The sequence below is a fragment of the Exiguobacterium sp. E4787 genome, assembly GCF_018618375.1.
In the GTDB taxonomy this organism is placed as follows: domain Bacteria; phylum Bacillota; class Bacilli; order Exiguobacteriales; family Exiguobacteriaceae; genus Exiguobacterium; species Exiguobacterium chiriqhucha.
Window position 1 is genome coordinate 173,884 of sequence record NZ_JACSLY010000002.1, and the last position, 20,432, is coordinate 194,315.

Genomic DNA, 20,432 nt, shown 5'->3' on the forward strand with positions numbered 1-20,432 from the left:
CCGTTAATAGTTAAGAGAGAAGTTGCTTAAGCTTGTTCGCAAATCCGGATTCTGTCACAGACACGACGACTCGCATGTCTTTACCTAAAGCAGCCCCGATCGTATATCGGTCGCTCACTTCAATCAATGGAACACCATACGATGTACACTTGTCGGTAACCCGTTTTCTCGTAGACGCTCCTGCATCTCCGGCAAGGATGACAAGCTTGGCTCGGCCAGCTCGCACATCCTTCAACACAAACTCTTCTCCCATCGTTACTTTCCTCGCACGTGCGGCAAGGCCTAACAATGATTCCCACTGACTCATGATTCGGCTCCTGTGACAGCTTGAAGCAGCTGCTCATAAAGCGCGTCACTCGTCTTGACTTTTAAATGATGATCGAGTGTCCGTTTTTTCTCTGCTAAACGAATCACATCCGCATCTTTCGACAAATACGCACCACGTCCGTTCAATTTACCGGACGTATCGATGACGACGTCACCTTCCGGCGTCCGAACGACACGAATCAACGCTTGTTTCGGTAACATTTCTTGCGTGACCACACATTTGCGCAAAGGAAGTTTCTTTTGCTTCATGGTCATTCCTCTTCTTTCACCGTTGTCGGCTCGAGGGCGACGTCAACCGAGTCAGTCTGTTCCACTTCATTGTGAACAATTTCTGGCTCCGGTTCAACTTTTTCGGCGTACGTATCATACAAGTCCATGCCTTCTGCATCGGTCTCGCTCTTGATATCAATTTTCCATCCCGTCAACTTAGCGGCAAGACGGGCGTTTTGACCACGTTTCCCGATGGCGAGTGACAATTGATAGTCTGGCACGACGACCGTCGTCGATTTATTCGGTTCATTGACGTACACGTCAACGACTTGAGCCGGGCTGAGTGCGTTTTTCACGAACTCTTTTGGGTCGTTCGACCAACGAACGATATCGATTTTCTCACCGTTGAGCTCATCGACGATTGTTTGGACCCGTTGCCCTTTCGGACCGACACAAGCACCGACTGGATCGACGATGTCTGAATGAACAGCAATCTTCGAGCGATCACCCGCTTCGCGTGAGACCGACATGACGTCGACCGTTCCGCTCGCGATTTCTGGCACTTCGAGCTCGAACAGGCGACGCAACAGACCTGGATGCGTCCGCGAAACTTGAATGGCTGCTCCAGACCCTTTCGTCGTCGAATCGACTTTTGTGACATACACCTTGATGCGGTCATGAATCTGGTACGATTCATTCGGCATCTGCTCGTTCGGTGTGAGCACCGCTTCGATATTGTTTTCAAGACCGATATACAAGTTGCGTGGGTCGAACCGTTCCACAATCCCCGTCATGATCTCGTCTTCTTTATCGACGAAATGGTTATAGATGCGCTCGCGCTCGGCTTCCCGCATCTTTTGCGTGACGACTTGTTTGGCTGTCATCGCCGCGACGCGACCGAAGTCGCTCGGTGTGACTTCTTCTTTATGGAAATCCCCTAACTCATAGTTCGGGTCAATCTCATGCGCTTCTTCGAGCGACAATTGTTGCTCGGGATGCGAGAGACGTTCAACGACTTCGAGAAGTGCGAAGACGCGAATATCACCGGTCACTTGGTCGAATTCAACTTTTACGTTTTCATTCGGGTTGGCGACGTTTCGGCGGTATGCCGAAATGAGCGCCTGCTCAAGTGCATCGATGATAATCTCCTTCTCGATTCCTTTTTCGTTAGCAATCTGTTCGATTGTTGTGAGTAATTGTGGCCCCATCTTTACCTCTCCTTAACTAAATGTGACCGCTAGGCGGGCTTGTGCAATTTTGTCTACCGGTAGCGATATCGCTTTTTTTCTTGTCTTGATGCGTGTCTCGACGATGGCGGTCTCGCCGTCATATTCCGTCAAAATCCCTTCGAACTCTTTGGCACCTTCAATCGGGGCAAACGTCTTGATATAGACGTTTTTTCCAATCGCGCGTTCAAAGTCGGTCGGCTTCTTCAGCGGTCGTTCGGCACCGGGACTCGAGACGTCAAGATAATAGGCTTGTTCGATCGGATCGCTATCGTTTAGTTTTTCCGAGAGTTGTTCGTTGATGTTGACGCAATCATCTAAATCGACGCCCCCCGGCTTGTCGATATAGACGCGCAAGAACCAGTCTGGCCCTTCTTTCACGAATTCGACATCGACCAATTCCATGTTCTCACGCTCCACGATCGGCAACGCGATCGCTTCGACGACTTCTGTTATTTTGGACACTCTCATCCCTCCTTCTGGCTTTTACATACAAGAAAGGAGTAGGGTTCCCTACTCCTTTCCGTCGTAGTATCCAACATTGTTCGATACCAATATATCATATTTTCCCGGTTTTTCGCAACTTACACCCCAAAATCAAAGAACGAGAGTTGGTTCTCATCCGGGAGGCCTTCGAGACATTTCATCGTATCGAGCGTCTCGACGATCGTCTTCGACAACTTGGCCCGTTTGCGCAAGTCTTCTTTCGATAAAAACTGTCCTTCGGCACGTGCATCGACAATCGCTTTCGCCGCATTCGTACCGAGACCATCGACCGCATTGAACGGCGGGATGAGCGTGTTTCCTTCAATCAAGAACTCGGTCGCGCTCGAACGGTACAAATCGATGTTCTGGAACTTCATGCCGCGCTCTAACATCTCGAGTGCGAGCTCGAGCACGGTGTGGAGACCTTTGTCTTTCGCCGTGGCTTCAAATCCTTTTTCACGGATATCCGACATCGCTTTACGCACGGCCTGTGACCCTTTAATCATCGCCGACAAATCGAAGTCGCCGGCCCGGACCGTGAAGTACGTCGCGTAATATAGAATCGGATGATGCACTTTGAAGTAGGCAATCCGGACGGCCATGAGCACGTACGCTGTGGCGTGCGCTTTCGGGAACATATACTTGATTTTCTTACAAGACGAGATGTACCATTCCGGGACATCATTGGCCCGCATCTCCGTCTCCATGTCTTCCGACAAGCCTTTCCCTTTCCGTACCGACTCCATGATTTTGAAAGCGAATGACGGTTCGAGGCCCGCATAAATCAAGTAGACCATGATGTCATCACGACAACCGATGACGTCTTTCAATTCACACGTCCCGTTATAGATGAGTTCGTTCGCGTTCCCAATCCAGACATCTGTCCCGTGAGACAGTCCCGAAATTTGAACGAGTTCGGAGAACGTCGACGGTTTCGTCTCTTCGAGCATCTGCCGGACGAACTTCGTTCCGAACTCTGGAATCCCTAGCGTACCCGTCTTCGATTCGATTTGTTCCGGCGTGACACCGAGTACTTCCGGCGACGAAAAGATTTTCATGACCGTCGGGTCGTCCGTCGGAATCGTCTTCGGATCGATACCGGACAAATCTTGGAGCATCCGGATGGCGGTCGGATCATCGTGACCGAGAATATCGAGTTTGAGCAAGTTGTCATGAATCGAGTGGAAGTCGAAGTGGGTCGTCTTCCATTCGGACGACTTATCATCGGCCGGATATTGGATTGGCGAGATTTCGGCGATGTCCATATAGTCCGGGACGACGATAATCCCCCCCGGGTGTTGCCCGGACGTCCGTTTGACGCCGGTGACACCCGAGACGAGCCGGTCGACCTCGGCATTCCGATAAATCTTATCGTTCTCGGTCGCATAGCCTTTCACGTACCCGTACGCCGTCTTATCGGCAATCGTCCCGATTGTACCGGCACGATACACATACTCTTCACCGAACAACACTTTCGTGTAGGCGTGGGCGTGCGGTTGATATTCACCCGAGAAGTTCAAATCGATATCCGGCACTTTGTCCCCTTTGAAACCAAGGAACGTCTCGAACGGGATATCGTGCCCGTCCTTCGTATACCAAGTCCCACACTCCGGACATTGCTTGTCGGGAAGGTCATACCCGGACCCGACCGATCCGTCGTCGAAGAAGTGGGAATGTTGACACTTCGGACAGACGTAATGCGGTGGCAGCGGATTGACCTCGGTGATTTCGGTCATCGTCGCAACGAAACTCGATCCAACCGAACCACGTGACCCAACGAGATAGCCGTCATCGAGCGATTTCTTCACGAGTTTATGCGAGATTAAATAAATGACCGCAAACCCGTGACCGATAATCGACTTCAACTCTTTCTCGAGCCGAGCCTCGACGATTTCCGGCAGTTGTTCTCCATAAATCGAACGGGCCATATCATAACTCATATTCCGGACTTCATCGTCGGCCCCTTCAATCTTCGGCGTATACAAGTCGTCCGGGATGATTTGAATCGACTCGATTTGATCGGCGATTGCGTTCGGGTTCGTGATGACGATTTCACGGGCGAGCTCGTCCCCGAGGAATTTGAAGTCCTCCATCATCTCTTTCGTCGTCCGGAAATGGGCGTGCGGCAGTTCTTTCCGCGTGTTGATGAAGTTGGCGCCACCTTGCGTCCGAATCAAAATCTCCCGATACGAGCGGTCCGTCCGGTCGAGATAGTGGACGTTGCCGGTCGCACAGACAGGCAGTCCGGCCTGATCAGCGACACGAATGATCCGTTTGATGATTTCACGCAACTCGAGTTCGTTGGCGACGATCTCTTTATCGATGAGGTGCATATAGAGCGCCGGCGGGTGAATCTCGATGAAATCGTAAAACGCCATCATCTTCTCAAGTTCTTCGTCAGACTTGTTCAGGGCGGCATCGAAAATCTCGCCGTTGTCGCACGCCGAACCGATCAAGAGGCCCTCACGGCGCTTGATAATCTCCGAGCGCGGCATGCGTGCCATCCGGAACAAGTAGTCAATGTGCGACAAAGAAATCAGTTCGTATAAGTTCCGGAGTCCCGGTTTTTTCGTTTTCGCATAAATTGTCGCATGGAACGGACGAATCTTCGAGACGTCGCTCCCGACTTTCGCGTTCAGCGAGCGATGCGTTTCCATCTCAAACATCTGTTTGGCGAGCTCGAGTAGCTTCATGAGCAAATACGCCGTCGCCTCGGCATCATAGATGGCGCGGTGATGTTGCGTCAACTCGATATCGAATCGCTTCGCGAGCGTGTTGAGACGGTGGTTCTTGAGTGTCGGTAAAATCGTCCGGGCGAGCTCGAGCGTGTCGATGACCGGATAGTCATCCGGCTCGTGCCCACCGCTCCGGAGTGTCGCCTCAAGGAAGCCCATGTCAAACGATGCGTTATGGGCGACGAGAATGCCGTCCCCGCACCAATCGACGAACTGCTTGGCGATGACTTCCGGATCGGGTTGGCCATGGACCATGTCATCGGTGATACCCGTCAGTTCGATCGTCGTGGCCGAGAGCGGATGCTTCGGATCGGCGAACGCCTCGAAGCGGTCGATAATCTCTCCGTCCTTGATTTTGACGCCCGCGAGCTCGATGATTTTATTGTAGACGGCCGAAAGTCCCGTCGTCTCGACGTCGAAGACGACGTACGTCGCATCGTCGAGCGGGACGTCGGTCGGATGATAAGCGACCGGTACGCCGTCATTGACGACGTTCGCCTCGACCCCGAACAGTACTTTAATGTCATTCTTTTTCCCGGCGTAATAGGCTTCTGGGAACGACTGGACACCGGCATGGTCCGTGATGGCGATGGCACGGTGGCCCCATTTCGCTGCTCGTGCGACCAGTGCCGACACGTTCGTGACCGCGTCCATCTGGCTCATCTGCGTGTGCGCGTGCAGTTCGACACGTTTCTCACCGGCCCATTCGTCCCGGACCGGTTCGACTTTCACTTCTTGCAGTTGTGACGCCATCATGCACAGTTCGCGCATGAAACTGTCATCCTCGACCCGACCGGCCGCTTGAATCCACATGCCTTTTTTGACGGCACTTAGCATACGGTCATCGTCATCATCGCGCGCGAACACTTTGACGATGAGTGAATCGGTATAGTCCGTCATCTTGAACGTGAACAGTTTCTTCCCGCTCTTCAGTTCTTTCCGTTCGGCCGAGAAGACGAGGCCACGGATGGCGACGCGTCGTTCTTCTTCGATAATCGTCTTGATTGGGACAATCTCGTCTTTAATCAAGGCACCCATCCGCACTTCAGTGACCGGCTCATCGTTCGTCTCGGTCGACTTGGCGAACTGCGCCGCTAGTGCGAGCTTCGCCTGTTCCAAATCTTCTTGGACGACTTGTTCGCGCAACGCTTGGTTCGCTTCTTCATTTTCTGAGAACAGCGCTTGGCATGGTTTTTTCATAAAGCCGTAGGCGCTGTAGAGCGCTTGGACTTCTTGGCATAGCTCTTTATCGACATAGTTCGCCTCAGGGGCCGAGCGCACCGGGATGAGCAATTTGTTCTGCTCGAAGCGCGGTGCGACCGATGCGAAATAACTGCGCATCGCGCCTGACACTTGACTCAGCTCACTGACGATCCGGGGCCAATAGTCGATATAGTCCTGTTCGCCCCCACCTGACGTCGTCGTGAACCGCGCATATACCTCGTCCGCGAACGTCGCATAACGACTCTCGAGCCGGCTCATGAACAGTTGGTACACCTCATACGGCAACACGTGTTGTAATTGGAAATAAAACGTCCACGTCCGACGTTGCTTGTTGACGACGAGTCGTGATAACTCTGCTCCGTCGAACTGATCCGTTTCGGTCGTGATGCCGAGGTCACCCAAGAGCAATTGCATTTTTTGATTAGCTTCCACGGGTAAGAAGTCCCCCCTTTTATCATTCAATGTCGAAAAATGAAGGTGACGGCAAGAAACCGTCACCTTCATCGATCATTTGGCTTCGTTCAGTTGCGTCGTGATGACACGTGGCAACTCATCGACTGTCGTCTCGAGGACTTCGCCAGTGGCACGTACTTTCACTTCGACGATTCCTTCGCTCGCTTTTTTCCCGACGTTGATACGAATCGGAAGACCGATCAAATCAGCATCGGCAAACTTGACGCCAGCCCGTTCTTTACGGTCATCATACAACACATCGTACGTCGATGACAGCTCATCGTATAAACGGTTCGCGAGTTCGACTTGCGCCTCGTCTTTCGTGTTGATGGCAATCAAATGCACATCGAACGGAGCGACGCTCTTCGGCCAGACGATTCCGCGATCGTCATGATGTTGCTCGATGACGGCCGACAACGTCCGCGAGACGCCGATGCCGTAACAGCCCATGATGAGCGGTTCGGCCCGACCTTCTTCGTTCAAGAACGTCGCGCCCATCGCTTCTGAATAGCGCGTGCCGAGCTTGAACACTTGTCCGACTTCAATCCCGCGGGCGAAGCGGACCGGACCCGACTCGTCAGGTGCCATGTCGCCTTCGACGACGAAACGGAGGTCGTGATACGTCAAATGCGACAAGTCGCGTTCGGCGTTGACGTGCGTATAATGGGTGTTCGCCTCGTTGGCGCCACATACCGCGTCGACCAAATATTTGACGGCGTAATCAGCCACGACTTTGACCGGTGAATGAATCGGTCCGAGCGTGCCCGGCTCACAGCCGAACAAGTCGATAATCGTCGCTTCTTCTTCCATTTGGATGTCGAGTCCACCGAGGGCGTTCTTCACTTTGACGTCGTTCGCCTCGTGATCACCTCGAACGATGGCCATGACCGTCTCGCCATCGACGTTGAAGAGAACCGACTTGATCGTCGTCTTCGGATCGACGTTCAAGAAACGCGCCACATCTTCAATCGTCTTATTGTCTTTCGTGTCGACCTTGTCGAGGGCGAGCACGTCGGCCACTTGCATGTCATAGCGGTCGAGCGTTTCCGCCATCTCGATGTTCGCCGCATACGTCGATGAATCCGTATAAACAATCGTATCTTCACCGATTTCGGCGAGCGCTTGGAACTCGTGTGTATCTTTCCCACCAATGGCACCAGAATCGGCCACGACTGGACGATATTTCAAGCCGATGCGGTCAAAGATGTTCGAGTAGGCTTGATACATATTTTTGTACTCTTCGTCCAAGTCGTCTTGCGTCGCGTGGAACGAGTAAGAGTCTTTCATCAAGAACTCACGGCCCCGGAGCAATCCGAAACGCGGACGACGTTCGTCGCGATACTTCGTTTGAATCTGGTACAAGTTGACCGGTAGCTTTTTATACGAATTGAGTTCATCGCGCACGATTGACGTAATGAGTTCCTCATGGGTCGCACCGAGTGCGAAACGACGGTCATGACGGTCCGTCAATCGCATCAATTCTGGACCATAAATGCCCCAGCGTCCCGTTTCTTCCCATAGTTCAGCCGGTTGAATCGCAGGCATGAGCAACTCTTGCGCTCCGGCCCGGTTCATCTCTTCGCGGATAATCGTTTGGATATTGTGTAATACGCGATGGCCGAGTGGGAGATATGAATAAATCCCAGCGGCGTTTTGGCGCATGAAACCCCCACGGACGAGTAGCTGATGGCTAATGGCTTCCGCATCGGCCGGCACTTCTCTTAATGTAGGCATGAACAGTCTCGATTGTTTCATAGGTATCAACGTTTCCCTTCTGTAACTCGATTGGATCTAATTATTTAAAGAATGATTGGATATCATTCCAGGTGACAATCAACATGAGCAGCATGAGCAAGGCGAACCCGATAAAGTGGACGAAGCCCTCCTTTTTCGGATCAATCGGCCGTCCGCGTACCGCTTCGAACAAGAGGAAGATGAGTCGTCCTCCATCGAGCGCCGGGAGCGGCAACAAGTTGAAAATGGCCAAGTTGACGGATAGAAGTGCCGTCCAGTTGAGGAGCATGATGAATCCGCTCGCTGCCACTTCGTCGGTCATGCGGACGATCCCGACCGGACCGGCCAACTGATCGACGCCGACCTGGCCCGTCACCAAGTCACCGACCGCGGAGAAGATCAGCGTCGACATCGTCCACGTCGTCTCGGCCCCGGTTGTAAAAGCTTTGGCCGGTGAACGTTCGAGCGCGTTCGTCACGCCTAAAATCCCGACCGTCTCCCCATTTTGTTCGACCGCTTGCGGCGTAATCGTCACCGTTTGCTCGACGTCGTCACGAATATACGTCACTTCGGTCGGCGTGTCGGCACGATCCGCCAATACCGTCCGCAAATCGAGCCAGTTGTCAATCGGTTGACCTTCGATTGAGACGATCTCGTCGCCTGCGACGAGTCCAGCTTGATCAGCGGCCGAGTCCGGTTGGACCGTACCGATTTGACCATCGTCCGTCGGTGTCCCTTGGACGAGACCGACGATGACGAGGAGGAGGAAGGCAAGGACGAAGTTCATCGCCGGACCGGCTGCAATCGCAAGCACCCGTTTCCAGACAGACTGGGCTCCGAACGTGCGGTCGTAAGGCGCGATTTGAATCTCCATGCCTTGGTCGACGAGAAGTGTGTCCCGCTCGAGCGAATAGACACGGACCTCATCATCGACGAGCAGTTGTACTTTCAATTCGCGGACCGAGTCAAACTTGTCGACCGTCCCGACGATATGAACGTCTTGGGCCTGGTCCGGTTGGAAATAGACGCGATCGACCGTCCCAGCACTCGTCAGACGCAATCCGACGTGTTGCCCAGCCTTCACTTCGATCGGCTCAAAATCTTCCCCGGCCATTTTGACATAACCGCCGATTGGCAATAGTCGAATCGTATACAGCGTCTCATTTTTTCGGAATGAGAGGATTTTCGGTCCAAACCCGATTGCAAATTCATGACAGAGAATCCCTGCCCGTTTCGCCATGACGAGGTGTCCCCATTCATGAACCGAAATGAGTACCCCAAACATCAAAACGATGGCGATAAAAGTCGTCATTGTCTATTCTCCACCTTCACTTTCCTTGCTGAATTTGTTCTCGAACCGCTCGGTCGATTTGAAGAATCTCCTCGAGCGTCGGTTCTGCAATTACCGTATGTGTCTCCATCGCTTGCTCGACGATGCGTTCGATATCGAGGAATGCGATCTCCCCGTTCAAGAACAGCTCGACGGCCGCCTCGTTAGCCGCATTGAGCACGGTCGGCATCGAACCGCCGGCGCGCCCGGCCTCATAAGCGAGGCGTAACGCCGGATAACGTGTCAAATCTGCTTCCGCGAAGTGCAGCGTTCCGATTTCTCTCAAGTTTAACCGCTTGTTCCCTTCGATTTCAAGACGTTTCGGAGCCGATAACGCATAGAGAATCGGACCTCGCATATCGGGGTTCCCAAGTTGCGCCATGACAGCGGCATCTTTGAATTCGACCATCGAGTGGATGATCGACTCGCGATGGAGCACCACTTCAATATCATTATAATCGATATCGAACAACCAGTGCGCTTCGATGACTTCGAGTCCTTTATTGAACATCGTAGCCGAATCGATTGTGATTTTGGCCCCCATCGACCAGTTCGGGTGCGCCAGCGCCTCCGCGACGGTCACCCCTTCAAGCTCTTCCCGCGACTTGTCACGGAAACTTCCGCCTGAAGCCGTCAAGATGATTTTCGAGACGTCCTCGCGGCGTTCGCCGTTCAAGCATTGATAGATGGCCGAATGTTCGCTGTCGACCGGGAGCAGGCTAACACCGTGTTTTTTGACTGCCTCGGTGACAAGGTGTCCTGCCGTGACGAGCGTCTCTTTGTTCGCGAGCGCGATGTCTTTCCCCGCTTCGATGGCGGCAAGGGTCGGTTCAAGCCCGACGGCGCCGACGACTGCCGTCACGACGACATCGGTCCTTTCAGCGGTCGCACATGCAATCAACCCTTCCAGTCCGATGAAAAAGAGTGGTTCATATGTAAGGCGTGGCTTGAGCTGTTCGAGTACCTCGATATTTTTAGCGGATACGTATTTCGGCCGCAGGCGATTGATCCATTCTTCCGCCACGTCTACGTTCGATCCGAACGCATATGCCTCAAGTTCAAACAAGTCGGGGTGCTGTTCGATGACGTCGCATGTTTGTACGCCAATCGATCCAGTCGCCCCGATTAAGCTGATTCGCTTCATCTTGACACTCCTCTTTTATAACAAATTAAATACCCAAATGACGGTGAATACCGCGATCATACTATCAAACCGGTCTAAAATCCCACCGTGTCCCGGTAACAGATGACCGGAATCTTTCACATTATATTGACGCTTGTATGCTGATTGTACCAAATCCCCGAGTTGACCGACGACTGATACGACGACCGCGAGCACCAACACCTCGAGAATCGGCAACACCGGCTCGATGAGCACGTAGATGATACCGAGGACGATCGCCGATATGATGCCGCCGATGGCACCTTCAATCGTCTTATTCGGGCTGATGGACGGCCACAGTTTCGTCTTTCCGATCGCTTTCCCTGTGAAATAGGCACCGGAATCGGTCGCCCAAATCATGAACAAGACGAGCAACACTTTGACGAGCCCGTCTTCTGACAAACGGACGAGTGCGAAACTCGAGAACCCGACGACGAGATAGACGGCCGAGACGAAATAAAAACTCGCATCCTCATACGTAAAACGGTTTTTCGTGACAACCGTCCAAAACAAGAGGAGCATCAATCCGAGCACCATCCATTGCGTCGTCGACATCGGCAGTTCCTCGAGGACGAGTCGGCGTTCGAGCAACAACAAGATGAATGGGAATGCCACGAGAAGTGACGTCACGAGAAACGGGAACGCCATCAATTTATGGTTGCGCATCAACGTGAACTCGCTCAATCCGATTAAGGCGAGCACGCCCATCAAGATGACGAACGGGCTACCGCCTAGGGCAATCAACGTGACAAAGATGGCGCCGGCCCAGAGACCGGTAATGATTCGTGTTTTCATGTCACACCCCGCCAAACCGGCGAGTCCGCGCGTTATACGCTTCAATCGCCTCGACGAAATGGTCCCGTTTAAACTCAGGCCATAACACGTCCGTGAAATGTAGTTCAGCGTAAGCCCCTTGCCAGAGCAAGAAGTTCGAGAGGCGCTGTTCCCCACTCGTGCGGATAATCAAATCAACGTCTTGCATGTTCGTCATGAGACGCTCACCAATCATGACGTCATCGATCTCGTCCGGTTGAATCGTACCGTGCGCTACATCACTCGCGATTTGTTTCATCGCTTGAACGAGTTCATCACGTCCGCCATAGTTGAGCGCAAAGACGAGATCAAGCCCCGTATTCGTCGCCGTCCGTGTCCGTGCCTCATCGACCGCTTCTCGCGTCCCGCGTGGCAGTTTTGTCACATCGCCTGCGACGAGCACGCGAACGTTCTGTTCATCCAATTCTTTTAAATCCGTCTCTAAAAATTGCTTCGGCAATTTCATCAAGAAGTTGACTTCTTCTTCAGGACGCGTCCAGTTCTCCGTCGAGAACGCATACAGCGTCAATGAACGGATGCCGAGTTCTTGGGCGGTGCGCACCGCTTCCCGGACCGACTTCATCCCTTCCCGGTGACCCATGATGCGAGGGAGCCCACGCTTCTTCGCCCAACGGCCGTTGCCGTCCATGATGATGGCGACGTGTTCGGGAATGCTCAGTTCCGCCTCGGTTTTTGTTTTAGGATTCACCCATTTAAACATACTCTATCCTCCTGATTGTATGAAAGAGGGACCCTCTCAGTAAAAGGGTCCCCACACAGCTTTTTGGTATACCACTTCCGTGATTACACTTCCATGATTTCTTTTTCTTTCGTCGCTGCAGATTCATCAATCTTTTTGATGTACGAATCCGTTAACGATTGAACGTCATCCGCGTAACCGCGAAGGTCGTCCTCAGTCAAGTCCCCATCTTTTTCAAGCTTCTTCAAGTTTTCATTCGCGTCACGACGAACGTTACGGACAGCTACTTTCGCTTCTTCCGCATATTTTTTCGTCACCTTCACGAGCTCTTTGCGGCGCTCTTCTGTCAAAGCTGGGATCGCGAGACGAATGACCGTCCCATCAGAAGACGGCGAGAGGCCGAGGTCGGCTTTTTGAATCGCTTTCTCGACATCTGACACCATCGATTTGTCCCATGGTTGAATCAAGAGTAGACGCGCTTCCGGAGTGTTGATGTTCGCCACTTGGTTGAGCGGAGTCGGTACGCCGTAGTAGTCGACTTGGACCGGGTCCAAGATTGACGCGCTCGCGCGTCCCGTACGAAGTGTCCCGAAATCACGTTTCAAGGCAGAATGGGCTTTCTCCATCTTTTCTTCAGCAGTTTTCAATACGTCATTAACACTCATGAATTGATTCCTCCTACTACCGTCCCGATATGTTCCCCGAGTACGACACGTTTGATGTTTCCTTCTTCAAGCAATGAGAATACAATCAGTGGGATATGGTTGTCCATACATAGTGATGTGGCTGTCGAATCCATCACTTGGAGTCCGTCTTTTAAGACGTCCAAGTACGTGAGCGTGTCGTATTTGACCGCATCCGGAACGAGTTTCGGATCCGCCGAATAGACACCATCGACGTTGTTTTTACCCATCAGGATGACATCAGCTTCAATTTCCGCTGCGCGGAGTGCTGCTGTCGTATCTGTTGAGAAGTACGGGTTCCCCGTCCCTGCCGCGAAGATGACGACTCGACCTTTTTCAAGGTGACGCATCGCCCGACGACGGATGTACGGTTCAGCCACTTGGCGCATTTCGATTGAGGTTTGGACGCGCGTCTGGACACCGTTCGATTCAAGGCTATCTTGAAGTGCGAGCGAGTTCAACACCGTGGCAAGCATGCCCATATAATCGGCATTCGCCCGGTCCATGCCGAGTTCGCTGCCCGTCTTCCCGCGCCAGATGTTTCCGGCTCCGACGACGACGGCTACTTCAACGCCCAAGGCGACCAACTCTTTGATTTGTCCAGAGATCGAGTTGACGATGGCCGGGTCAATCCCGTACCCTTGATCTCCTGCGAGCGCTTCTCCACTCAATTTTAACACAATTCGCTTATATTTCGGTTCCATACTTTGCCTCCTCTTGCTTGAAAAAAGGGAACACGCTCCCTTAACGAACTAACTCAAGGTTATACAGACGTGTTCCCAATTTTGATTGCATCACGGGTGATGCAGATTATTTTTTAAGTTGGTTCATTACTTCTTCAGCAAAGTTTTCTTCGCGTTTTTCCATACCTTCTCCAACTTCGAAACGTACGAATGAGTTGACACGGCCGCCTTTAGACTCTACGTATTTCCCAACTTTGAAGTCAGCGTCTTTAACGAATGTTTGGTCGACGAGGCAGATTTCCTCGAAGTACTTGTTCATACGTCCCGCGATCATCTTCTCGACGATGTTAGCAGGCTTGCCTTCGTTGAGGGCTTGCTCAGTCAAGACTTTCTTCTCACGGTCTGCTTCTTCAGCCGATACTTCGTCGCGTGTCGCGTAAAGTGGGCGTGCTGCTGCGACGTGCATCGCAACGTCTTTCGCAACTGTCTCGTCTGTTGTCCCGTCGATGATGACGATCGAACCGATACGTCCACCCATGTGAAGGTACGTGCCGAAGACTGCATCGTCAGCTTTTTCAAGAACTGCGATACGACGGAGTGAGATTTTCTCTCCGATTGTCGAAGCTTCTTCTTGGATGTGCGTTTCAAGTGTTTTACCTGCTACGAACTCAGAAGCAAGTGCTGCTTCAACCGTTGTCGCGCCTGAAGTGAGAACTGCATTCGCCACGTCTGAAACGAGTGTTTGGAACTTCTCGTTTTTCGCAACGAAGTCTGTTTCTGAGTTAACTTCGACGAGCGCAGCTTTGTTGCCGTCAACCGCTACTGCCGTCAAACCTTCTGCTGCGATGCGGTCGCCTTTAGCTGCTGCTTTAGCGATCCCTTTTTCACGAAGGAAGTCGATTGCCGCTTGCATGTCACCATTTGTTTCAGTGAGTGCTTTTTTGCAATCGAGCATACCTGCGCCTGTTTTTTCACGAAGTTCTTTTACCATTGCTGCTGTAACTGCCATCGGAAATTCCTCCTTGTAAAACTTACGAATTTTTAAGAAAAAGCACTAAGGCTTCATATACGTGTCCTAAAAAAAGGTGATAAAAGGCTTTCCCTTTATCACCTGTTGTCTGACCGATTACTCAGCTTCTGTCGCTTCAGCTTCTGGAGCTACTGCTTCTTCAGCTACTTCTTCTTCGCCTTGCTTCGCTTCGATGATCGCGTCTGCCATCTTAGAAGTGAGCAATTTAACCGCACGAATCGCATCGTCGTTCGCTGGGATGACGTAGTCGATTTCGTCTGGGTCACAGTTTGTGTCGACAATCGCAACGATTGGGATGTTCAATTTGTGAGCTTCTGCAATCGCAATACGCTCTTTACGTGGGTCAACGATGAAGAGGGCATCAGGAACACCTGGCATGTCCTTGATTCCGCCGAGGAACTTCTCAAGACGTGTCATTTCTTTTTTCAAGATGATGACTTCTTTCTTAGGAAGTACTTCGAACGTACCGTCAGCTTCCATTTTCTCAAGCTGCTTCAAGCGGTTGATACGCTTTTTGATTGTTGAGAAGTTTGTGAGTGTTCCACCCAACCAACGCTCGTTGATGAAGTACATACCTGAACGGAGTGCTTCTTCTTTGATCGTGTCTTGAGCTTGTTTTTTCGTACCTACGAAGAGGACGTTTCCGCCTTCTGCCGCGAGTTCACGAACGAAGTTGTAAGCTTCGTCTACTTTTTTGACCGTTTTTTGAAGGTCGATGATGTAGATTCCGTTACGCTCCGTGAAGATGTATTTCGCCATTTTTGGGTTCCAACGGCGTGTCTGGTGACCGAAGTGTACACCAGCTTCGAGCAATTGCTTCATTGAGATTACTGCCATGATAAATTTCCTCCTTGTGGTTTAAAAAAGTCCTCCGCCTCGTTCATCGTTGTATTCCGACCTTTCGGCACCGAGGAATACCATCCCGAGACGTGTGTGATGTGTTTAACACCGAAAATTACTATAGCATATGTCAGGCAATCCGGCAACTCTCACTTTTTGCGAAGTTTGGCATAAAGGGCGACTTCTCCCTCACCTTTTCCGAGCAGTCGGGCCGTCTCTCGGACCGAATGGTTCAGTAAAACGTCCTCGACGTGCGGTGCCTGTTGGCGCTCACGGGACGACGGTGCCTCCATCGGCGAATCCTCAAGTGCAGGTTCCACAGCCGATTCCTCGCTCGATGGCGCAGGGTGTTTCACGACATCGTTCATCGATTCCATGAACGACAACAGGAGGGCCTCGGTCTCACGCTTCTCCTGTTCGAGCAGCGTGACACGAGCCGTCAGCGCCTGGACTTGACGAAACAAAATCAACAGTCCGTACGCGACGATACAGGCGATTCCGATATAGACGACGGTCATCTCCATCCCTCCTTCACGATGTCTTTTCTTCTAAATAGGAACGTCCGAGCGCAAGCTTCAACGTCTTCAGCGCCTTGGAATGAATTTGTGAGATGCGGGACGTCGAGAGTTCCAACACTTCACCGATCTCCGTCAACGTCAACTCGTCGAAATAAAATAACGACACGACGAGCCGTTCTTTCTCAGATAAATGCTCAATCTCGTTCGTCAACACATCGAGCAGCTCGCGCTGCAGAAGCGTATCTTCCGGTTTTTCGGAATCGGGGTCGAAATACGTGACGGACATGACCTTGCCTTCCTCTTGAAGCGTCACCGCCTCATCGATTGACAACATGTTCGCAAAGTATCCTTCCGCCATCGCTTTCTCGATTTCTGAGACCGGCAGTTCGCACGCGTGCGCCAGCTCTTCTTTCGTCGGAGCCCGGTGCAGCTTCTGTTCAAGCTGTTCGGCGACGTGGTCAATCTTCTTCACCCGTTCACGCACCGATCGAGGCAACCAATCGATTTTCCGTAGTCCATCGATGATGGCGCCCCGAATCCGAAACGCCGCGTACGTGTCAAACTTGTTGTTGTGTTCTGGATCATATTTCATGAGGGCATCGTACAATCCCATGTAACCCAAACTTTTCAATTCGTCGCGTTCGACGCTCTTCGGGAGCGTCACGATCATTCGTTGCACGTGATAATGGATCAGGAACTCATAGTGCGTCAATAGTTCATTCGCCGTATCCATATCGCGGTCAGTATTCCAACGATCCCACAACTCGGTAAGTTGAGTCGTCATGTCGATCCCCCCTAAATTTCCTTTGTTCCTACGCTGACCGTTCGAATCGAGAGGACACAAGTCGCCACATCAAATTCAATCGTCCGCCCATTATGTCCGCCACAGTCCTCGGCGATGAGCGGAATCCGGTGCGCCTTTAACGCATTGCGGACGGCCTCGGCATTTCGTTCCCCGATGCGCATCGCCTCATTCTCATATTTGAATTGAAACATTTGGGCGCCGCCGGCCATCTTTGCTTGCAACCGACCGGCCCCAGCCCGTTTCAATGAAGCGACGAGAGCATCGATGGCCGTATCCGCATATTTCCCTACTTCAATCGTTTGATGTTTGCGGGCGATCGCCGAATCCGGCAACATGACGTGGGCCATCGCCGCGACTTGGAGCCGGACGTCGTACAGGATAACCCCGACACACGAACCGAGCCCGGCCGTCCGCAACTTGTTCGGCGCCGTCGTCTGCTTCCATTCTGCAATCCCAATTTTGAGTACTTTAGCCATGGCCCATCAACCGCTGCTTAATCCGTTCGAGCGAGCCATGCGTCGGAAGGAACAACACATGTCCGGCACTTACTTTTCCGTCGATGCGGAACGTCGTATCGATATAGAGCGCCGCATCTTCTTCGGGCTGGACCGATGTGACGACGAATTCGACGATCGAACCGGCCATGTCGACCGCTGTCGCCGGGACGTGAATCGGGATCGGTGTATTTAACCAATCGCCGAGCGCCCGGGCGTAGGCCCCGCTCATGATATTCCCAATCTCTTCCCATGCCGACTGACCGAGTTCATCGGCCGCTTGGAACGTGAACCCGCTCCCGATAAGTGATGAGACCATCATCTCGGCGTCGTCGACCGGGAATAAGATGAGGATCATGCCGCTGATGTCGCCTCCGAGCTCTAATAGCACGGATGCCACGTGACGCTCAGGACCGCCGACCCGTTCCGGAAGATACGTGATCGGTTCCATCTCGGCCGAGGATACGGTAATGTTGACCGGCTTGGCCAAGAGCGTCGACAATGCCGTCGCTGCGTGGCCTGATCCGATATTGCCAAGTTCTTTCAATAAATCTTGCTCGAACTCACTCAGCATGTTGTTCCTCGAACAACGCATTGGCGTCGAGAAGCGAGAACAGTTTGTCCTCCCCTTTCGCAATCGCCGTCAAATGAGCCGACAACATGTCTCGACTCGATTCAGGAATCGGCTCGAGACGAACGTCCTCGCTTTCCACGACCTCGTTGGCGCGATCGACGATAAAACCGGCATCGCCTTGATTGAGCGAGGCGATTAAAATCCGTGTCTCGTCGGTCGGTTCAATCGCCTCATACCCGAGGCGGAGGCGAAGGTCGATGACCGGCGTGACAACACCGCGCAAATTGATGACGCCCTTGACGTGAGCCGGTGCGTTCGGGACGCGTGTGACCGGTTGTACTCGTTCAATCGAGCGGACCGACTGGACATCGATCCCGTATGTGTTCGTTCCCAGTGAAAAGACTACCCATTTTTGTTCCATCCTTCTTCCTCCTTAGAACAGATCGTTGCTGTCGACAATCAAGGCGACACGCCCGTCTCCGAGTATCGTCGCACCAGAGATGGCCGGAATGCCCTCGAGATACGTACCGAGCGGCTTCATGACAATCTCTTGTTGGCCAATCAAATCGTTGACGACCACGCCGACGAGTTTATTTCCTTTACGGACGACGACGACCGGGAATTGCGTCTTCGTTTCCGTCTCAATCGCAAACATTTCTTTTAAATAGACGAGCGGGACGAGCTGACCTCGGAAATCGAAGACACGTTCGCGATGGGCCGTCAAAATGTCGGCCTCGTCAAGAAGTGTCGTCTCAAGAATCGATGACAACGGGATGGCGTACGTCTCCTCACCGGCTTGAACGAGCATCGCCGAGATGATGGACAGCGTGAGCGGAAGGCTGACTTGGAATTTCGTCCCTTGTCCGACGACCGTCTCGAGCGTGACGACCCCTCCGAGTGATTCGATTTTGTTTTTCACGACGTCAAGACCGACACCGCGACCAGACAAATCGGTGACGACATCTGCCGTCGAGAAGCCTGGGGCGAAGATGAGCATAGCGACTTCGTTATCGGTCATCGATGTCGCTTCTTCCGGCGTGATGACGCCGCGCTCGAGCGCTTTTGACCGGACTTTATCGACATGGATCCCTGCCCCGTCGTCCTCGATTTCAATGAAGACACGGTTGCCGCCATGGTAAGCCCGGAGTGCAAGACTCCCTTGCTCCGGTTTCCCGGCTGCGACACGGACTTCTGGTAGTTCGATGCCGTGATCGATGGCATTGCGAATCAAGTGAACGAGCGGGTCGCCAATCTCATCGATGACCGTTCGATCGAGTTCCGTTTCCGCGCCCGTGATATCAAGTTGGACTTTTTTATGGATGTCTTTCGCGACCGAACGTACCATGCGTGGGAAGCGGTTGAACACTTGCTCGATCGGCATCATCCGGAGCGTCAGGACGAGTGATTGGAGTTCGTTCGTCCCGCGTTTGATTTTCTCGACTGTCTCGTTCAATTCAGGCTGTCCGACTTCGTCGGCGAGCCGCTCGAGACGACCGCGGTCGATAATAAATTCTTCAAATAAGTTCATTAAGCGATCAATCCGTTCCAAGTTGACGCGAATCGTCTTCGCCTGGGCGACGGCTTGTTCTTTCGGCTCGTCCGCCTCGACTTTCGGTTTCGCTTCGGCGACGGCGACGGTCTCGGCACTGACGGCGACTTCCGGTTCACTCGATGCACTCGTATACACCGTCACGTGGACGCGCTCGACTTCTGACACTTGGGACACGGCGTGTTCAATCACGTCGGCCGTCTCTTGCGACACGAACAAGACGTCAAACGATAGCTCAAACTGCTCTTGTTCGATGGCCTCGGTTTCCGGTAACGTCCGGACGACCTCGCCGAGTTCTTGCAGGCGATCGAATACCATATAGGCACGCGCCGCTTTCAAGACGACGGCATCGGATAGTTTCACGTGCAATTGGAACGCCTCGAAGCCCGTCTCTTTCGCTTGGGTGATGACCGAATCCGTATAAAGGTCGGCTGTGAAGACGTTGGATTCGACCGTCGGAGCCGCCTCTGGCGTACTGCCGATGAACGACTGGAACGCAGACACCGTCGCAGCGACATCGACGTTCGCGCCTCGGCCGCCAGTCTCGATATTAGCGATCATCTCTTCGATTTGTTCCATTGCTGAGAACATCGTGTCAAGCAATAGCTGGTTGCTCTCTTTCTTACCGGCCCGAACCAAGTCGAGCGCGCTCTCCATCTCATGTGTCAAGTTGGCCACACTCTCGTAACCCATCGTCGCCGACATTCCTTTGAGCGTATGCGCGGAGCGGAAAATCTCTTGAATCGCCTCTTGGCTGCCCGTCTGTTCAAGTTTTAACAGTTGGGTGTTCACCGATTGAATATGTTCTTGCGACTCATCTAAAAACAATCCTAAGTATTCGTTCACGTCCATCTAT

Annotated in this window: 20 protein-coding genes; all 20 read right to left on the reverse strand. The window is 52.6% G+C overall.

The annotated features are described in order from the left end of the window. Positions 1-10: 10 nt before the first annotated feature. A complete protein-coding gene (locus KNP80_RS03380; protein WP_021067159.1) occupies positions 11-307 on the reverse strand; it encodes a YlxQ family RNA-binding protein in 297 nt (98 codons plus the stop codon). Next, positions 304-582: an RNase P modulator RnpM gene (rnpM, locus tag KNP80_RS03385; protein ID WP_165569410.1), complete on the reverse strand. Its 279-nt coding sequence runs from the start codon at positions 580-582 to the stop codon at positions 304-306. Before rnpM ends, KNP80_RS03380 begins: the two co-directional genes overlap by 4 nt. Further along, positions 579-1,745, reverse strand: coding sequence for a transcription termination factor NusA (gene nusA / locus KNP80_RS03390; RefSeq protein ID WP_114165576.1), 1,167 nt, complete (start codon positions 1,743-1,745; stop codon positions 579-581). Before nusA ends, rnpM begins: the two co-directional genes overlap by 4 nt. A 12-nt stretch (positions 1,746-1,757) precedes the next feature. After that, complete coding sequence (gene rimP / locus KNP80_RS03395) at positions 1,758-2,228, reverse strand: ribosome maturation factor RimP (protein WP_021067156.1); 471 nt, start codon at positions 2,226-2,228, stop codon at positions 1,758-1,760. 119 nt (positions 2,229-2,347) lie between these two features. Beyond that, positions 2,348-6,622 (reverse strand): PolC-type DNA polymerase III, encoded by a 4,275-nt coding sequence (locus tag KNP80_RS03400; RefSeq protein ID WP_251130307.1) that lies wholly within the window; start codon positions 6,620-6,622, stop codon positions 2,348-2,350. A gap of 93 nt (positions 6,623-6,715) precedes the next feature. Continuing rightward, positions 6,716-8,416, reverse strand: coding sequence for a proline--tRNA ligase (locus tag KNP80_RS03405; RefSeq protein WP_214719416.1), 1,701 nt, complete (start codon positions 8,414-8,416; stop codon positions 6,716-6,718). A gap of 40 nt (positions 8,417-8,456) precedes the next feature. Continuing rightward, positions 8,457-9,707, reverse strand: coding sequence for an RIP metalloprotease RseP (rseP, locus tag KNP80_RS03410; RefSeq protein ID WP_214719417.1), 1,251 nt, complete (start codon positions 9,705-9,707; stop codon positions 8,457-8,459). 16 nt (positions 9,708-9,723) lie between these two features. Beyond that, positions 9,724-10,869, reverse strand: coding sequence for a 1-deoxy-D-xylulose-5-phosphate reductoisomerase (dxr, locus tag KNP80_RS03415; RefSeq protein WP_214719418.1), 1,146 nt, complete (start codon positions 10,867-10,869; stop codon positions 9,724-9,726). 15 nt (positions 10,870-10,884) lie between these two features. Next, complete coding sequence (locus KNP80_RS03420) at positions 10,885-11,682, reverse strand: phosphatidate cytidylyltransferase (protein WP_214719419.1); 798 nt, start codon at positions 11,680-11,682, stop codon at positions 10,885-10,887. A gap of 1 nt (position 11,683) precedes the next feature. Continuing rightward, positions 11,684-12,421: an undecaprenyl pyrophosphate synthase gene (locus KNP80_RS03425; protein WP_021067150.1), complete on the reverse strand. Its 738-nt coding sequence runs from the start codon at positions 12,419-12,421 to the stop codon at positions 11,684-11,686. Between the two features lie 83 nt (positions 12,422-12,504). After that, the gene (gene frr / locus KNP80_RS03430) at positions 12,505-13,065 is read right to left on the reverse strand and encodes a ribosome recycling factor (RefSeq protein WP_021067149.1); all 561 of its coding nucleotides are present in this window, start codon (positions 13,063-13,065) and stop codon (positions 12,505-12,507) included. Further along, a complete protein-coding gene (gene pyrH, locus KNP80_RS03435) occupies positions 13,062-13,787 on the reverse strand; it encodes a UMP kinase (RefSeq protein WP_021067148.1) in 726 nt (241 codons plus the stop codon). The genes frr and pyrH overlap by 4 nt, the downstream gene beginning before the upstream one ends. 106 nt (positions 13,788-13,893) lie before the next feature. After that, positions 13,894-14,775 carry a translation elongation factor Ts gene (gene tsf, locus KNP80_RS03440; protein WP_214719421.1) on the reverse strand — a complete coding sequence of 294 codons (882 nt, stop codon included), beginning with the start codon at positions 14,773-14,775 and terminating at the stop codon, positions 13,894-13,896. Between the two features lie 117 nt (positions 14,776-14,892). After that, complete coding sequence (gene rpsB / locus KNP80_RS03445) at positions 14,893-15,633, reverse strand: 30S ribosomal protein S2 (RefSeq protein WP_021067146.1); 741 nt, start codon at positions 15,631-15,633, stop codon at positions 14,893-14,895. Between the two features lie 152 nt (positions 15,634-15,785). Beyond that, on the reverse strand, positions 15,786-16,154 hold the full coding sequence (locus KNP80_RS03450; RefSeq protein WP_214719423.1) for a hypothetical protein: 369 nt from the start codon (positions 16,152-16,154) through the stop codon (positions 15,786-15,788). Positions 16,155-16,167: 13 nt separating this feature from the next. After that, positions 16,168-16,938 carry a FliA/WhiG family RNA polymerase sigma factor gene (locus KNP80_RS03455; RefSeq protein WP_021067144.1) on the reverse strand — a complete coding sequence of 257 codons (771 nt, stop codon included), beginning with the start codon at positions 16,936-16,938 and terminating at the stop codon, positions 16,168-16,170. A gap of 11 nt (positions 16,939-16,949) precedes the next feature. Next, positions 16,950-17,435, reverse strand: coding sequence for a chemotaxis protein CheD (locus KNP80_RS03460; RefSeq protein WP_214833648.1), 486 nt, complete (start codon positions 17,433-17,435; stop codon positions 16,950-16,952). Further along, complete coding sequence (locus KNP80_RS03465; protein ID WP_251132318.1) at positions 17,428-18,048, reverse strand: chemotaxis protein CheC; 621 nt, start codon at positions 18,046-18,048, stop codon at positions 17,428-17,430. The genes KNP80_RS03460 and KNP80_RS03465 overlap by 8 nt, the downstream gene beginning before the upstream one ends. Further along, on the reverse strand, positions 18,017-18,448 hold the full coding sequence (locus KNP80_RS03470; RefSeq protein ID WP_029595691.1) for a chemotaxis protein CheW: 432 nt from the start codon (positions 18,446-18,448) through the stop codon (positions 18,017-18,019). Before KNP80_RS03470 ends, KNP80_RS03465 begins: the two co-directional genes overlap by 32 nt. Positions 18,449-18,460: 12 nt before the next feature. Then, a complete protein-coding gene (locus KNP80_RS03475) occupies positions 18,461-20,428 on the reverse strand; it encodes a chemotaxis protein CheA (RefSeq protein ID WP_214833651.1) in 1,968 nt (655 codons plus the stop codon). Between the last annotated feature and the right edge of the window lie 4 nt (positions 20,429-20,432).

Bases quoted from the DNA above. Each gene is read 5' to 3' on its own strand.
- KNP80_RS03380 (WP_021067159.1), bottom strand. From the start codon at position 307: ATGAGTCAGTGGGAATCATTGTTAGGCCTTGCCGCACGTGCGAGGAAA.
- rnpM (WP_165569410.1), bottom strand. From the start codon at position 582: ATGACCATGAAGCAAAAGAAACTTCCTTTGCGCAAATGTGTGGTCACG.
- nusA (WP_114165576.1), bottom strand. From the start codon at position 1,745: ATGGGGCCACAATTACTCACAACAATCGAACAGATTGCTAACGAAAAA.
- KNP80_RS03400 (WP_251130307.1), bottom strand. From the start codon at position 6,622: ATGCAATTGCTCTTGGGTGACCTCGGCATCACGACCGAAACGGATCAG.
- KNP80_RS03405 (WP_214719416.1), bottom strand. From the start codon at position 8,416: ATGAAACAATCGAGACTGTTCATGCCTACATTAAGAGAAGTGCCGGCC.
- rseP (WP_214719417.1), bottom strand. From the start codon at position 9,707: ATGACGACTTTTATCGCCATCGTTTTGATGTTTGGGGTACTCATTTCG.
- dxr (WP_214719418.1), bottom strand. From the start codon at position 10,869: ATGAAGCGAATCAGCTTAATCGGGGCGACTGGATCGATTGGCGTACAA.
- KNP80_RS03420 (WP_214719419.1), bottom strand. From the start codon at position 11,682: ATGAAAACACGAATCATTACCGGTCTCTGGGCCGGCGCCATCTTTGTC.
- KNP80_RS03425 (WP_021067150.1), bottom strand. From the start codon at position 12,421: ATGTTTAAATGGGTGAATCCTAAAACAAAAACCGAGGCGGAACTGAGC.
- frr (WP_021067149.1), bottom strand. From the start codon at position 13,065: ATGAGTGTTAATGACGTATTGAAAACTGCTGAAGAAAAGATGGAGAAA.
- pyrH (WP_021067148.1), bottom strand. From the start codon at position 13,787: ATGGAACCGAAATATAAGCGAATTGTGTTAAAATTGAGTGGAGAAGCG.
- tsf (WP_214719421.1), bottom strand. From the start codon at position 14,775: ATGGCAGTTACAGCAGCAATGGTAAAAGAACTTCGTGAAAAAACAGGC.
- rpsB (WP_021067146.1), bottom strand. From the start codon at position 15,633: ATGGCAGTAATCTCAATGAAGCAATTGCTCGAAGCTGGTGTACACTTC.
- KNP80_RS03450 (WP_214719423.1), bottom strand. From the start codon at position 16,154: ATGACCGTCGTCTATATCGGAATCGCCTGTATCGTCGCGTACGGACTG.
- KNP80_RS03455 (WP_021067144.1), bottom strand. From the start codon at position 16,938: ATGACGACTCAACTTACCGAGTTGTGGGATCGTTGGAATACTGACCGC.
- KNP80_RS03460 (WP_214833648.1), bottom strand. From the start codon at position 17,435: ATGGCTAAAGTACTCAAAATTGGGATTGCAGAATGGAAGCAGACGACG.
- KNP80_RS03465 (WP_251132318.1), bottom strand. From the start codon at position 18,048: ATGCGTTGTTCGAGGAACAACATGCTGAGTGAGTTCGAGCAAGATTTA.
- KNP80_RS03470 (WP_029595691.1), bottom strand. From the start codon at position 18,448: ATGGAACAAAAATGGGTAGTCTTTTCACTGGGAACGAACACATACGGG.
- KNP80_RS03475 (WP_214833651.1), bottom strand. From the start codon at position 20,428: ATGGACGTGAACGAATACTTAGGATTGTTTTTAGATGAGTCGCAAGAA.